Consider the following 14,808-nt stretch of genomic DNA (forward strand, 5'->3'; position numbering starts at 1 on the left):
GTTAAAAGACGACAGCGAAGATCGCGATCTGGATCGGGATGAGTACCACGAGTGTCACGATCGAGCAGAGACTGGCCATTCGAGTTAACTCGACTGAATCGACGACGTCCAGTCCGAGGATCCCGACCATCACAGCGGACTGGTACGGGAAGAAATAGGTGTTGAGTGCAACGGCCTCGATCATCGCTAACGGCACCAGTGGAATTCCAGCGCTGTTCGCGAACGAGACCAGTATCGGTGTGAGGACGCTCGCGACCGCGAGTCCCTCCATCAGCAGCGTCAAGAGCAGCGACACCACGACGACGAATCCCAGTATCAGAGCCAGCGACGCATCGTCGGGGAGATACGAGAGGAGCGTAGTAGCCGCCAGATCGGTGAACGCGGTCTGGCGGAGCCCCTCTGCGATAGCGAAGATAGCGCCCAGGAAGAATACGATTGAGAGATCCGCCTCCTCGACGGCCGTGGCATCGACGACGCCGATTCGGGGAGTGAACGCGAGGAGAGCGACGACGGCGGCACCGAACAGCGGGTGTAAACCGTGAGCGAAGTCCGTCGCCCAGATGAGTCCGCCGAGCATCAGGAAGGCAAGCATCCGTCGTTCAGAGTGCGATATGGTGACTGGCTCACCCGAGGCCCTGGTCGTCACCGCATCATGCTCGCGTGGACGATACAGAGGGTACGCAACGCCGACGATAAGCACGGTCCGGCCGACGCCGACGACCGGTCCGAGCCACAGCGCCCATTGCGTCCACGTGATAGTCGGTCCACCGCCCGATTCGAGGAGACCGGTGACGATGATGTTCGCTAGCGATCCGGTTAGAATGCCCGAAGACCCGTAGAATGTGGCAAAGATCGGGCCGAGGAAGATTCCGACTTTCGCTCTGCGTTCGCTGAACAGGTTTCCGATCGAGACGAGAATCGGACCGAGGAGGAAAACCCGGACGAGCGCCGAAGGGACGAGTATTGCGAGTCCGAGACTGGCGAACGACAACACGACGAGGAGGTATCGGTACGTGGCGACCGCATCCCCGCGGAATCGGTCGGGCATTCGGTCCAGAGTGAGGTGCTCTATCCCATCGGCGAGTCCACTCTGTCTGGCTGCTTCACCGATGAGTATCCCGACGACGACGAGCCACGTCGCCGGCAATTGAAATCCGCTCAAGGCGATGTCCGCAGAAAACGTGACACCGATCAGGCATATCCCCAGTAGCGCGGTGAACCACGGTTTGACTGGCGACCCGATCCAGAGAGCGACGCAAAACAGCGTAATCGCTACCATTTTAGCGGCGTCGGTCGCCAGCGGGGAGAAGTGTAGCACGATCCCTGCAGCCAGGAGACCACCGGGAACTGAGAGCCACGCCGGGTCGACGGAGAGCATATCATCTGCGCGACTCGCTGTAACGTCTGACATACTGATGATATACTTGACATTCTCGATGATAAAGAGACTATCGGTAGAGAAATTCAACTGGAATCCCACGGAACGAGGAGTGCCGCTAGGACGCGCCGATAACGTGGATTGGCTGGGAATCTGTCGCAGGCCTCTTCACAGAACACCGGATACACTTTATGAACCAGTGTGAGCGATATTCTTTTACCACATCCGCTGTCATACACGATCATGGCTAAGTTCGAGAACCCGTATGCCGAAGAAGACCCGTTCGTGCGAGCACATTTCGACTGTCTGCACTGTGGGGGCAAACTGTGGGAGTACGCCATTCAGCGGCAGATGGTCTGTGAGGACTGCCGTTCTGTCTTTCCGTCGAAAACGGTGTTCGACGCACAAATATAGCCAGTCACCGCGTCTTCGAGTCGGACGAACGGCCGTCGACAGTCATAAATTCAGCAATCCGTCTGGTGAACCGCTCCAGTACACTTATCTGGGATCTGGTCGGACGTTTGGTATGGCTAATCAAGAGCCTGACGAGCAGGAGCAACAGAGACAGGAGCCGGAAGACCTCCTTGAACTGAGTTCCGACACTCGAAGTACCTTAGAGCAGTACGATCTTCGACCGCTCTGGGAGGTGGAAGACGACTTCGGAAGTCTCGTGGGCGACCTCGAAGCGAGCATCTGGAAATGGGAAGACATCGAGACTGCCATCGACAGCATCGAGGACGACGTTCCCATCGCCGACCTCCCGCCGGGCTTTCAGCGACGGGTTGCGGTCCCTATTAACACCGCCTACGGGAACGCTATCTCGAACACGATCTACGTCGGCGTCCAGACGGTCTCTCCGGGCGAGACCGCGCCCTCCCACCGCCACGGGGCCAATGCGTTGCGATTCACCATCGACGGTCACGAGGAGATGAAGACGATTGTCGCGGGCGAGGAGTTCCCGATGGAGGACAACGATCTCATCACGACGCCCCAGTGGGAGTGGCACGACCACGTCAACGACTCCGATGAGACCGCCGCGTGGCTCGACGTCCTCGATCTACCGCTCGTGCTGGACTCGCTGAACGCGCGAAACGTCTTCGAGAACCACGAACTCGACCGCCAACCCGTCACGAAGACGCAGGGCTACTGGAACTCTCAGTACGGCCGCGGGCGGCCCGACGACGAGGCGAAGAGGGACGGAATACCGGGGCCGTTCGAGGGTATCCACGAGGCGACGCCGCCGTACCGTTTCAGTTGGGACGAGATGCTGGAAACTCTTCGTCAGCGGGCCAATAACGACGACCCCGACCCGAACGACGGGTACAGCCTCTCGTACGTCAACCCCGCCACAGGGGAACCACCGCTGTTCCCAACGATGTCGTTCCGGGCACAGTTACTGCAAGAGACGACCGACCCACACTTTCACAATGCTACGGAAGTGTACTTCGTCATCGAGGGAGAGGGTGCGACACACGTCGGGGACGAGGCCCTCGAATGGAGCGAGCGCGACATCTTCGTCGTTCCGCCGGACGGAATTCACCATCACGAACCCGACGACGAGGCTATCCTGCTTGGAATAACTGACCGACCGGTGCTCGAGGCGTTCAACTTCTACGCCGAGGCCGAACCGTCGTAGTCGGGCACTCACTGCGAACTCGTCGCTGTTCTATCCGTTGTCACCGTTCTATCCGGACGCTGCTACTGGTCCACTCGCTGTCTAGACAGTCTGGCAAAAAAGGGTTTGCCGCAACGTATAGCGCGAACTAGCGCTGACCGCTCTTCTGGACGTTGGCTTCAGCGTAGTGCGCGTCACGCCCGGTTACGTCAACGGTCATCGAGCCGATCTGTTCGATCTCAGCTTCGATGGTGTCGCCGTCGGCAAGTTCGCTGACGCCCTCAGGCGTGCCAGTGGTGATGACGTCGCCGGTCTCCAGCGTGCCGCCCAGCGAGGCGTACTGGACGATATCGGCACAGGTGTAGACCATGTCACCGGTGTTCTCGTACTGGCGTCGCTCGCCGTTGAGTTGCAGTTCCATCTGGAGGTCCTGTGGGTCGTCGATCTCGTCGGCGGTCGTCACGCACGGGCCGATGACGGTGAACGTGTCGTAAGACTTCCGGTTCGAGCGGTCTTGGTCGCCACGTAGCGAGATGTCCAACAGGATGGTGTACCCGAAGATATGGTCCCACGCCTCCTCGGCGGAGACATCTTTGACGTCGTCTTCCATCACGAACGCGAGTTCGATCTCGTGGTCGGTACGCCGGTCCACGAAGGGAAGTTCGATGCCGTTGTCCGGGCCGACGACGCTGGAGGGTGCCTTCAGGAAGTAGCCCTTGTCCTTGATCGAGAACCACTCCTCAGTGGTGATGTCGCGGTCCGAGATAGCCTCTTCGATGTGGTTCTCGTAGTTCAGCGGCGCGGCGATGACCTTCCCTGGCCGGCTGACCGGTGACGTGAGTTCGACGTCGTCGACGTCGTGGTCCGGGTCGGTGTCGGCGTACTCGCTGGCGTCGTAGTCGCCCTCAATATACTCCACGAGCGGCTCCTCGCTGTCGAGTCCGAGGCGGTCGGTCAGGTCGATGATGCCGGTATCGTCGTCCGTCAGCAAGCCGAGCTGACTGTCGTCATAGCGAACGAATCGCATGCGAAGTAATTCGAGAAACACCTTAATAAAAGATGCTATTTTGGGAGTTTCGAGATTGTCGAAGTCTACCTCTTTCCTGAATTTGATTGTGGTACGTCGGAGCAGATCGTTCCTTGAGGGACAATACTTATAATGGAATTTGGGTATAGACTAACCCATGAAACCTACAGATCCCCCCGACCGAAGCATCAAAACTGCAGGGCGGGTCTTCAATATCATCGAGGTCGTCCAGCAACTTAACGGGGCAACGTTCACCGAACTCTCAGAGCACATCGAGATGTCCGAGAGCACGCTGTACGATTACTTGGCGACGCTCTCTCATCTGGGTTATCTATCGAAGGAAAACGGAGAGTACAACCTTTCTCTGCAATTTTTCGATCTCGGAATATCTGCACGAAATCGGTTCCAGATATTATCGAAATCGCGCTCGATACTCAAACAGATGGCCGAGGAGAGCGGTGCCGCAGCTTGGTTGACGGTTGAGGAAGAAGGTAAGGCAGTCTACCTCGAACGGGAGCTCGGCGAGCAGTCGATTGAAACGCACGAACGACTGGGAAAGCACGAGTTCATGCACTGTCTGGCATCTGGCAAAGCGATGCTGGCGTTCGCTCCCGAAGAGCACGTTCAGAACGTTGTCGACCGCTACGGCCTACCGAAGAAGACACCGGAGTCGATTACGTCTCTCGAAGAACTGAAGGCGGAGCTTTCCACCATCCGTGAGCAGGGATATGCGATAAACCGTCACGAGATCGTCGAAGGCGTTTCAGCAGTTGCAGCGCCGATTGTCGCAAACGACCGCGTGTACGGAGCGGTCGCGATTGCAGGGCCAGAAGCGCGTTTGGAGAACGAAACGTACCAGCAGGAGACCATCGAATTGGTCACCACTGCTTCGAACGAAATCGAACTCCGTTTGACGTACGAATAAGCCGAATAACCTGACTGTTTGGCCGAGCTAAAGACTGGTTGCCGTCGTTTCTCTACGTACGAGCTATCATCCGATAGTTGATAACTATCTTAGATATATTGTGCGTAGTGGTGGCGTGTAACACGATAGCGCATATACAATGACTGCTGGTTGGTCTCCATGCCGGCCTATCAGTGGGATCGATATAGTTGTGTCAAACCGATATGCGGTTGTTATTCCGTAGGGAAGATGGTGATTTGAGTGAGGAGTATTAAACTCCCTACCGTAACACGAGTACAGTTGTTATTAACTTGATTTCGACGTTTGAATTTCGATAATACGGAACTTTGTTCTGTGACGTCATAAGCAAGGAGACGACATTATTGGTAGTCGATTACCTCCGCTGAATTCTCTGCGATCAACGATCTGAACTGACTATCTAGACAATTGTCAGCACTACACACTGCCGAGATAGATACTTCGAGTATTGATCTACTGCACTAAAATTCAGCCTTTTGAACTGTAGAGTTCCCCACCTCGGAAATATCGAAGTAATCCGGCAGTGAGATGAGTTCTACCGGCTTAGCATGTTTCTCTGTGTTAGTCTGGATTTTGCCCACCGCCCGCTGTTCGGCCATAGTTGGAGTGGTAATCGGGTGAAAACGTGTCAAACGATGAGTGTACTGGTCTCGCGTTCGTACGACTGTTCGACGGGACGATACGCCGTGGATAACTGGACAGAGACGCGCTTCGATACGCCGTCCCGTCGAAGTATCCACACGCTACAAGACCATGATATTTGTTCGCCCATCGGTCACGTACAGCGAGATATCTCGGCACCGTTGTCCGGCCGTGTCTGGTGTCACAGAGGGCGACAGTCCAACTGGCGGTACTTGGATATCGATACGTTAGCGAGGACTGGAGAAAACGGCCTATACTGCTACAGCGATGGGGCAGTCATATGCGGACATACACCTCGCCGTTCGCAACCTCTACGTCAAACGTCCCGATACGTTTTCCAGACGCTAGGTGTTCTCCTGTCTCGAGATCCCACTCCCAGAGGTGCCACGGGCAGCTCACCGTACAGGCGTCTTCGTTCACGCCGCCACGGGTATCCGTCCACGTGTCCTCGGCGTTGATTTTCTTATCTCCAGCTTTACACAGTGGCGCTTGCTGGTGGGCACACCGATTCGAAATCGCGTAGAACTCCCCGTTCGCATTGAAGACCGCGATTTCGATACCGTTGACCGTCCTCGAGATACCTCGACCTCGTTCGATCTCGTCGACGTTTGCGACTTTCGTGAAATCGTCACCGAGTTCAGTTTTTGAGCTCATGTTTACTCACTATAACCGCAGGATCTCCTCGGCGTTTTCGTGGAGGATCGACTGACGCGTGTCCTCATCGAACGCCCGCGACGTGTAGAACCACGTCGGCGGATCCAGCGTCTGGTGGGGCCAGTCACTGGAGTAGATGAACATGTCGTCGGCAAGGCTCAAATTGAGCATGCTTTCGGCTTCACCCGCTTTCCGGGGCAATGCAAACGGCTGCGTGCACACGTAGATGTTGTCCCGGAGGTACTCGGTCGGCGATTGTTCGAGATACTGCTCGTCGGCGGCGAACTTCCGCGGAGTGATTTTGACGTCTTCCGGGTGCATCTCGTAGAATTCGTCCATTCGGTATCGAAGGAACGGAATCCACCAGTGCCCCGCCTCCTGAAGCACGACGTTCAGATCAGGGAACCGGTCGAACACACCGCGCATGATCATGTTGGCGACGTTCACCATGCCGTGGATGGGCCAATCCAGACCCAGAACCTCCGTCCAGGTCAACATCTCGTCACCGACGTAGGAGTGCTGCGGCCAGTATGCGAGTGACCCGTGCAACAAGAGTGGGAGATCGTGTTCGACGAGTGTCTCGAATACCGGGTCGAACTGCTCGCTCCCCCACGGCACCTTCGGATCGAACCACGAGTACGCAGCGGCGATGTTGTCCTCTGAGCCGACCCGTTCGACCTCGTCAACGGCGTACTCGGGGTCCCACTTCGGGAGCATCATCGACGTGTACATCCCCTCATCGGCGAAGTTATCGAGCATGTAGTCGTTCGCCGCTTGACAGACCCCGTTTTTCAGAACGGGGTGATGCTGGAGTGGCAGGTTATTGATTCCGGGGTTGACTATCGGATCGTCGATAGCGAACTTCTCACAGGCTTCTTCGACGTCTTCTGCGTACTCGGCGCGTCCCTGCGTGAACAGACCCTCGTTGCCTTCTTTGATTCCGTAGGCAGCGTCCCATTTGCCCTTCAGCGGTGTCGGACCGAACTCGGTCGTCAGTTTATCTCTGACGAGACTGTCGTCGACATACGACAGTAGCTCGTCTTCCAAGGGGTTGACGTGGAAGTCGAGATCGATGATGCGATCCTCGAAAGCTTGCTCTGGTACCTCTATACTAGAACCTAACTGCTCGGTTGATGATCCCATACATAATCAACTGTGATATACTGGTTGAAATAGTTTACTATGGTGTCTATTGATATCAGATCATTTCATCTCGCAAGATAGTCATGCTACCGTCCCAGTCGACCGTTGTGCATAATCGATGTCTATATATTGGGGGAAAGGACAATAGCCAGCTATGACACTTCGAGACAGTGTCTGGTTTCCACAATCGAGAGACCGCATGGTCGTGCTGGTGTCTGTGCTGTTCATGATCGTAGCACACCACTCAGAGCTATTCGGACTCATGGATGCCGGACTACTATTTGGCTGGTTACCGATCCAACTCGCGTACGACGTTGGATATCTCCTCGTCGGTGTTGCCATCCTGTACTGGATGGCGGGGAAAGTAACCGAGAACCCTGATGTAGACACACAGACTCAGGATGCGTCGATCCCAAACAAAACGCCGAAGAAATCCGCAGAAACTGTTGAAAAATAACCATGGCACCAATACCAAACGACGTCGTATTCATCCTGGCTATCGTCACAGTGTATCTCCTCGTCGTTCTCGGCGTCGGACAGTACGCTGCACGACAGACGGGGAACTCACGCGAGGATTACCTCATGGCTAGCCGTTCGTTCGGGACGCTCATCCTGCTTGCCGCACTGTTTGCCACGAACATGTCGGCAGTGACGATGATCGGGGCACCAGCGCTCGCGTACAACATCGGACCCAATGCACTCGGGTTCTTCGTTGGCCTGTTCCCGTTCCTGTTCTCCGTGCTGATGATGACCAGCGGATACCGAATCTGGCTCGTCGGCAAGAAATTCGGACACATCACTCCCGGGCAAGTCGTCAACCACCGCTGGAACTCGAAGTATCTCGGACTGCTTGTAACTGGGCTGTTCATGTTTTGGACAGTGCCGTACCTTCTGGTCGGCGTTCAGGGGGCTGGGATCGTCTTCGAGGCGCTCACTGATGGGGTAATTCCGTACTGGGCTGGTGGACTTACCATCGTCGCAATCGTATTCACGTACGTCTATAGCGGTGGTATGCGAGGTACTGGGTGGACCAATGCGTTCCAGGGTGCTTTCTTCCTCGTCCTGTTGCTCGCGTTTGCCACGCTCATTCCGCTCCGACTCGGTGGGTTTGAAGCGGCGACTCAGGCGTCGCTACAGGTCAACCCTGATTTAGTAAACCGTGCTAATATCCCCACTCTCCAACCGAAGGAGTACTTCTCCGTCGGAATCCTCGTCTCGCTTGAAACGTTCATCCTCCCACACCTGTTCATGCGTTACATGACGGGGAACTCGGTGAGAGAACTGAAACAGACTGCAGTCGTCTATCCGGTCGCGATAGTTCTGTCGTGGGTGCCTGCGGTGCTGATCGGGTTCTGGGGCGTCGGTCAGTTCCCGGATATCGCGAATACTGACTTCATCCTCCCGATGCTCATCAACGAGACGTTTCCTGCGTGGGTCGTCGGATTAGCCCTTGCTGGCATTCTGGCCGCAATGATGTCGACGCTTGACGGGCAATCGCTCACGCTCGGGACGATGTTCACCGAAGATATCCTCCGGCCGTTCACGGACATCACCGAACGGCGTGAGGTTCTAGTCACGCGAGGCTTCATTCTGCTCCTGTTAGTCCTCGCGTGGGTCGGTTCGCTCCTCACCAGAGACTCGGTCATCAACACGACTATCTTCGCCTTCACGGGGTACGCGCTGATGTTTTTCCCGATAGTGAGTGCGTTCTACTCCGAGCGCGTGACAAAGTACGCCTCGGGTGCAGGGTTGCTCGTCGGGTTCTTCGGTCACTGGGCCTTCGAACTCGGCGTGATCCCTCAAACACTTACGCTCGGGTTCTTGCAGGTCATCCCGCTGCTGGTCGTACAACTGGTCGTGATGATTGTCGTTACGGCAGCAACGCCCAAGCCAAAGGAAGACCGAATTGAGGAGTACCGTGAACTCTTTGACGGCACTTGGTAGCCCGCAGTTGCGGACGGCTACCCCCGAGTGACCGCTCATCGATAGGTTTTTATAATTCCATCCAAATAATTCACATACATTATGACGGATAATTACCGAGTCGGGCTGATCGTCCCGAGTTCGAACGTGACCATGGAGACAGAGATTCCGGCGATGCTGGATGCGCGTCCAGATCACTACGGTGAAGAGTTCACGTTTCACTCTAGCCGGATGCGGATGCAAAGCGTGACCGAAGAGGAACTCGAACAAATGGACGACCAGTCCGAACAGTGTGCGACCCTGTTGTCGGATGCACGATGTGACGTACTTGTATACGCCTGTCTCATCGGCATAATGGCGCAGGGTCCGGGGTACCACGAAGAAAGCGAAGCGAAACTCCACCAACAGACTGTCGACAACAACGGTGGTGCTCCTGTCGTAACAAGCGCAGGTGCTCTCATCCGTGCCCTTGACCGGTTAGAGGCCGAGAAGATCGCGCTGATCGCGCCATATATGGAGGAACTCACCCAGATGATGATAGAATACTTCGAGAACACTGGTGTTGAAGTCATCGACTACGAGGCCCTAGAGTGTCCGGATAACCTCGAAGTGGCACAACTCGACCAACGGAACCTACTCAATATCGCTGAAGACTTGCAAACGGACGAGGCTGACGCACTGGTCCTCTCTTCATGCGTCCAGATGCCGTCGCTGCATTCGATCCAGGCGGCAGAAGACAGATTCGGGCTACCAGTGTTCTCCGCGGCAACTGCGACTACGTATGAGATCTTCGACTGTCTCGATCTTAGCACTCAGGTCCCCGGTGCAGGCCGCTTACTGGCCGGGGATATAAATTAGATCTCAGTAGGAGGTAAACAGGCCAAAAATTTATATATTTTCCAATATACCTATTTCGTATGTATCAGGTATTAGTAGCTGTAGATGAGAACGTACAACGTTCGATGGAACAGGCCAGAGCCGTTACCAATCTATCCGGTGAGATTGATTCACTATCGGTAACGATAGCACATTCGTTCAGTTACAAGAGTACAGACGACGACATCGAGGATCTCGAATCGGTCAGTGAGGTAACCTCGTTTTTCGACGAGATCGGTATTGACTATCAGCTGCAACAGGCCCAGGAGGAGCCAACCGATTTCGTTCTCAGCACTGCTGCGGAGGTCGGTGCTGATCTGATTTGCGTTGGTAGTCGGAAAAAATCCCCTGTCGGAAAAGCCTTGTTAGGTAGTGTCTCTCAGCAATTAATTCTCCGTTCCGATTGGCCGATACTCCTCGCTGGTAAAGCGGAGCTTCAGAATAGCTCTCCGGAGCGTGTTCTACTGCCGGTCGACGCGAACAAGGAGCGTGGCCTGAAGGCTGCAGAGTCAATCGTTGAACTGCCTCGCAACCCCGCGGACTACGAAGTCGTGGTTCTCAACGTCTTCGAAGAGTTCGACGTCGTCGACGACGCGGAAAGCGTGCGTTCAGAAGACTTGTACGATGAGACTGACGTTCCAGAGAGCGTTGACGCCGTGGTTGACGTGCTTGAATCAGCAGGTGTGAATGTGACGACGCGCCGAGAACACGGACAACCGTCTGAAGAAATACTGAACGCTGCTGAAGAGATCAACGCTGATCTCATTGCTATTAACGGCCGCAAGCGCAGTCCTACCGGGAAAATCCTATTTGGCAGCGTTACGCAGTCTGTCATTCTCTCCACGGATCGGTCGGTCCTTACAATGGGGAACAACTGATCGCTGGTCACTATCCAGTAGTGGCGTCTCTGGATACCGTCAATAGGTTCAACAGAAGACTGAGACCGCTCCAGGACGTACGAAAGAAAGAGTATATGGTTTCGAGAAGAGAGTGCCTGAGAGACTTGCCTAACTGCTCATGAATCTATGCACGAATCGTCAAGGTCGAAGGCTAGCGATACGATTTATTATCTTTGACGACGCCATAATCTGTCCCGAACAGCATAGTTTGCAAGGACAACTCCGTCTCTGAGTCTACTATCGATAGGCCTCTGCTATCTGAGCCGAACTCGTGATTCATATAGGACTGTTATATATAGGAGCTAGATGCTATTGAAAGACGACTTTATTATGATCTTTTAATTCAGTAACGAACCGAGGGACAGGGATATCTGCTGTCCTGTCGAAGGAGATGACGATACCGGTCGTGTCCTCGAGTGGAATTCGGAATACCTGTCCGTCCTCGAACCCATGCACGGCGTACTGGTAACTGCCGAGATGGTAGAGTTGTTCCTGGTACGCGTCTTCCCGCATGTCGCTTAGAACGAATTCCTCGCCAGTGGCAGTTACTTCTTGTTGCGTGTACTGCTCGTAAATCGGTGTCGTCGCATACAGTAGTTCGAAGGTATTCTGGTTGTACACGCCGACCAGTCGTAGTTCATCACCGAACAGGTCTTGGACCCATTTGACAAGACCCCCATCTGACTTGATGATACTGTCTGCTGTATCGATATCATCGGCGAATTGTAAGTGCAGTTGTTCAATCCGGTTGGATGACTCGTCGTCTGGATTAGACATACTCTAATAATTATGTGGAATAGATATAAATATGCCTGTTGGACTAAGATTTCACACCACTAACGACATATAATTAAAGACAGCTCCCAAGAATAAAGGACCGTATCCTGATTCCTGCAAGCAGTCGCTTCTTTGGGTTTGATATACAGCGCTCGCTCTTGCGTAGGAGATTGTGGATACTGCTGAGCGGCAGCTGTAGAGTCAAAGAGAACAAGGGCACCGCGTAGCGGTGCCCGATATGTTCCCAATGAGCCGATTCGTGTCGGAATCGGCTGCAGCGGACCTGCTGCAACAGGTTTGTTGGCGTGACGGTGTTACTTGTCGTCGCTGCCCGTTCTGACCGGACGGTCAGAAAAGGCTGCTACAGAGAGTTTCAGCGGTATCTCTGTAAGAACTGCGACCGCCCGTCCAACGATAAGACTGGCACGATTTTCGCTCACTCGAAGATTGCGCTCCGACGGTGGCTGTTCTCAATTTACGCGTTTCTCCGGTTTAAAACGAATCTTCGGCAACTACAATGCGAAACCGAGGTGACAAGCCATCCGTATTAAATGTCGCCGACCGCAGCACCGGGCAGCGGTACGTGATCCCGGCGAAAGCCGCAGACGAATCGACGATTCGACTCCTGCTGGCCGACCGCCAGCAGGAGTCGCTGACCGTCTATACCGACGGCTTTCGGGCGTACGAACCACTGGAAGAGGACGACGCATTCGACTGCGAATACGTCGTCCATGGAGACAGAGAATACGCCGATGACGAGATACATGTCAATACCTGTGAGAGCCACGCGTCGCGGACGCGACGGTGGCTCTCGCCCCATCGAGGTATCTCGAAGGACAAGCTGACACAGTATCTCAGAGCGTTCCAACTCCGGTGGAAACTATACCAAAACCGGGACGAGACGCACTCAAACACGCTGTTCGAGCGACGCTCTGAAATCAACAATGTACTACGCATGAGCGTTACCCCCTAGAATAAGCCTCGCGCATAGGGACACCTGTAGCAATATATCGGTATATGCTCCAGTTGTGTCTTGGAGAGGGGCATCTCTCAGCGAGGGAGTATCTGGATTAGAAAGGCATTGCTGTGGTTCAGTGACAAACACTCTGGCACAATCCACACTGCCGGAAAACCTAATCATCAAATCATGGATCCCCAAGAGGCGACAAATATTGAGGAACGAAAATCCCTCAAAGCAATTGAGCAGCAGGTTCGTGATCTTTGCCATATAAACGACCATATTACTCGCGTAATTACTAATTTCTATCCAAACTGAGCAGCTTTCGGTCTATATATTCCTAAAGACGCCTATCTTTGACTTATATGCTGTTATACGAATGTTTCTCTATAAACTTGCGCTTGGGTTTACCCAGTCTGAACTTGAGAGACGGTTACGAGGAGTGACCTATGTATATATACGCCTCGACCTCTCACGGCCGTTATCTTAACAAACCATCAGCCAAATCCGAGGACACCGGCCTTGCTGGCGGCGTAGTTGGCCTGACCGGTCCGACTGCACTGGGCAGCGATACTGCCGACGTTGACGATTCGGCCGCCCTGATCAGCGTGCCGAAGCATCTGTCTGGCCGCTTCTCTCGTGCAGTAGAACGTTCTCGTGAGGTTGACATCAATGACACGTCGCCACTACTCGGGTGTCATGCGAAGCAGCAGGCCATTGTTGACTGTTCCAGCGTTGTTGACGAGCACGGTCGGGGCGCCGTATCGCTCGGTGATGGTTTCGAAGGTGACCGCCACGGCATCGTAATCAGTGTCGTCGAACCGCTCGACAGCCGTCTCGATCTCGAATTCGGCCAAATCGCTTGCTGTCTGCTCGGACGCTGCCTCGTCTTCGTGGTAGGTCGCGATGAGGGTCGCGCCCAGCTTGGCCAACCGCTCCGCCACAGCACGTCCGATGCCTCGCGTCCCGCCAGTGACGACCGCGACTTCGCTTTTGAAATCCATTACGCGAATGCCTCCCGAGCGTCCGCCGGCGTCTCAAGAGTGATACAGTCGGCTTGCGGCGCGATACGCTCGACAAGATTCGATAGCACTCCGGCTGGCGGGAACTCGACGAACCGTTCGATACCCTGCTCGTGGAGTTGCTCGACGGCACGCACCCAGTCGACGGACGACGTAATCTGGGTCGTCAGATCTCGGTGCGCGACGTTTGGGTCCGTGTACGTGTCGCCGGTTACGTCAGAGACGATGGGGACCGTGGCTTCACGAATCGTCACTTCGGCCATGGCTTCCTCCAGACAGTCGACAGCCGATGCCATCACCGGCGAGTGGAACGCCCCGCTGACGTCTAGCTCCCGGAACCGGACTCGCGTTCGTTCCTCAAGCGTCGCTTGGACCGACGCCACACCCTCAGTGGTACCGCTGATGACAGTCTGTTTCGGCGCGTTATAGAGGGCGACACCTACGTCGTCGCGGGCAGCGCATGCGTCTTCAACTGTCTCCGGATCGGACAGCAACACTGAAATCATCGTCCCTGGTCCGTCGGCGGCCGCCGCCCGTTCCATACATCGTCCCCGCTCGTGGGTGAGCGAAACTGTCGCTACGGGATCCAAAGCGTCCGAAGCAGCTAGTGCTGAAAAGTGGCCGAGGCTGTGGCCAGCCATGAGCGCCGGCTTGACGCCGAAGCGCGCCTGTACCGCCTCGTAGACCGACACTCCAGTCGCCACCAACAGCGGATGGGTGTTGCTCACCCGTCGTATCTCTGCTTCAGTCCCGCTGAAACACATCTCCCGTAGGTCGATATCGATCGCGGCGTCGAGGCGATCGAACGTCGTGCGCATCTCGGGCCAGTTGTCGTAGAACTCCCGCCCCATACCGGCAGTCTGACTTCCCTGTCCGGGAAAGAGGAATGCTGTCCCGTCGAGCGTCGCCGGTGGTCTCTCGATGGACATGCGGGTAGGGCGTACCGGGGCG

13 protein-coding genes and 2 pseudogenes are annotated in these 14,808 nt (G+C 55.2%); 8 read left to right on the top strand and 7 right to left on the bottom strand.

The features are described 5' to 3' along the window. Position 1: 1 nt before the first annotated feature. Positions 2–1,411, bottom strand: coding sequence for an SLC13 family permease (locus G9465_RS21640; RefSeq protein ID WP_166974485.1), 1,410 nt, complete (start codon positions 1,409–1,411; stop codon positions 2–4). Positions 1,412–1,621: 210 nt separating this feature from the next. Between G9465_RS21640 and G9465_RS21645 the strand changes: the two genes are divergently transcribed. Continuing rightward, entirely contained in the window at positions 1,622–1,792 is a 171-nt protein-coding gene (locus G9465_RS21645; protein WP_166974487.1) for a hypothetical protein, read from the top strand. Positions 1,793–1,904: 112 nt separating this feature from the next. Then, on the top strand, positions 1,905–3,014 hold the full coding sequence (locus G9465_RS21650; RefSeq protein ID WP_193571768.1) for a cupin domain-containing protein: 1,110 nt from the start codon (positions 1,905–1,907) through the stop codon (positions 3,012–3,014). A 127-nt stretch (positions 3,015–3,141) separates the two neighbouring features. On the opposite strand, the gene G9465_RS21655 is transcribed toward G9465_RS21650, so the two are convergent. Further along, positions 3,142–4,020, bottom strand: coding sequence for a fumarylacetoacetate hydrolase family protein (locus G9465_RS21655; protein ID WP_166974490.1), 879 nt, complete (start codon positions 4,018–4,020; stop codon positions 3,142–3,144). A 157-nt stretch (positions 4,021–4,177) separates the two neighbouring features. On the opposite strand from G9465_RS21655, the gene G9465_RS21660 reads away from it, so the two are divergent. Beyond that, complete coding sequence (locus G9465_RS21660) at positions 4,178–4,945, top strand: IclR family transcriptional regulator (protein WP_166974492.1); 768 nt, start codon at positions 4,178–4,180, stop codon at positions 4,943–4,945. A 936-nt stretch (positions 4,946–5,881) separates the two neighbouring features. On the opposite strand, the gene G9465_RS21665 is transcribed toward G9465_RS21660, so the two are convergent. Continuing rightward, positions 5,882–6,259, bottom strand: a complete 378-nt coding sequence (locus G9465_RS21665; RefSeq protein WP_166974495.1) for a Rieske 2Fe-2S domain-containing protein — start codon at positions 6,257–6,259, stop codon at positions 5,882–5,884. A gap of 9 nt (positions 6,260–6,268) precedes the next feature. Then, positions 6,269–7,402 carry an amidohydrolase family protein gene (locus G9465_RS21670; RefSeq protein WP_166974497.1) on the bottom strand — a complete coding sequence of 378 codons (1,134 nt, stop codon included), beginning with the start codon at positions 7,400–7,402 and terminating at the stop codon, positions 6,269–6,271. A gap of 199 nt (positions 7,403–7,601) precedes the next feature. On the opposite strand from G9465_RS21670, the gene G9465_RS21675 reads away from it, so the two are divergent. The 4 genes from G9465_RS21675 (at position 7,602) to G9465_RS26470 (ending at position 11,079) form a co-directional block, all read left to right on the top strand. Beyond that, the gene (locus G9465_RS21675; protein ID WP_166974499.1) at positions 7,602–7,859 is read left to right on the top strand and encodes a hypothetical protein; all 258 of its coding nucleotides are present in this window, start codon (positions 7,602–7,604) and stop codon (positions 7,857–7,859) included. A gap of 2 nt (positions 7,860–7,861) precedes the next feature. Continuing rightward, positions 7,862–9,346, top strand: a complete 1,485-nt coding sequence (locus G9465_RS21680) for a sodium:solute symporter (RefSeq protein ID WP_166974502.1) — start codon at positions 7,862–7,864, stop codon at positions 9,344–9,346. An 81-nt stretch (positions 9,347–9,427) separates the two neighbouring features. Beyond that, a complete protein-coding gene (locus G9465_RS21685) occupies positions 9,428–10,183 on the top strand; it encodes an aspartate/glutamate racemase family protein (RefSeq protein ID WP_166974504.1) in 756 nt (251 codons plus the stop codon). Positions 10,184–10,242: 59 nt separating this feature from the next. Then, a complete protein-coding gene (locus G9465_RS26470) occupies positions 10,243–11,079 on the top strand; it encodes a universal stress protein (protein WP_166974506.1) in 837 nt (278 codons plus the stop codon). Between the two features lie 330 nt (positions 11,080–11,409). Here G9465_RS26470 and G9465_RS21695 read toward each other — a convergent pair whose 3' ends face one another. Further along, positions 11,410–11,877: a hypothetical protein gene (locus tag G9465_RS21695; RefSeq protein WP_166974509.1), complete on the bottom strand. Its 468-nt coding sequence runs from the start codon at positions 11,875–11,877 to the stop codon at positions 11,410–11,412. A 238-nt stretch (positions 11,878–12,115) separates the two neighbouring features. On the opposite strand from G9465_RS21695, the pseudogene G9465_RS21700 reads away from it, so the two are divergent. After that, positions 12,116–12,813 (top strand): annotated as a pseudogene (locus G9465_RS21700) (IS1595 family transposase). Positions 12,814–13,332: 519 nt separating this feature from the next. Here G9465_RS21700 and G9465_RS21705 read toward each other — a convergent pair. Together G9465_RS21705 and G9465_RS21710 are read right to left on the bottom strand one after the other, a co-directional pair. Next, positions 13,333–13,839: pseudogene (locus G9465_RS21705) on the bottom strand (SDR family NAD(P)-dependent oxidoreductase). After that, entirely contained in the window at positions 13,839–14,786 is a 948-nt protein-coding gene (locus tag G9465_RS21710; protein WP_166974511.1) for an ACP S-malonyltransferase, read from the bottom strand. The pseudogene G9465_RS21705 and the gene G9465_RS21710 overlap by 1 nt, the downstream one beginning before the upstream one ends. Between the last annotated feature and the right edge of the window lie 22 nt (positions 14,787–14,808).

It is taken from the genome of Haloarcula sp. JP-L23, assembly GCF_011602445.1.
In the GTDB taxonomy this organism is placed as follows: Archaea; Halobacteriota; Halobacteria; order Halobacteriales; family Haloarculaceae; genus Haloarcula; species Haloarcula pellucida.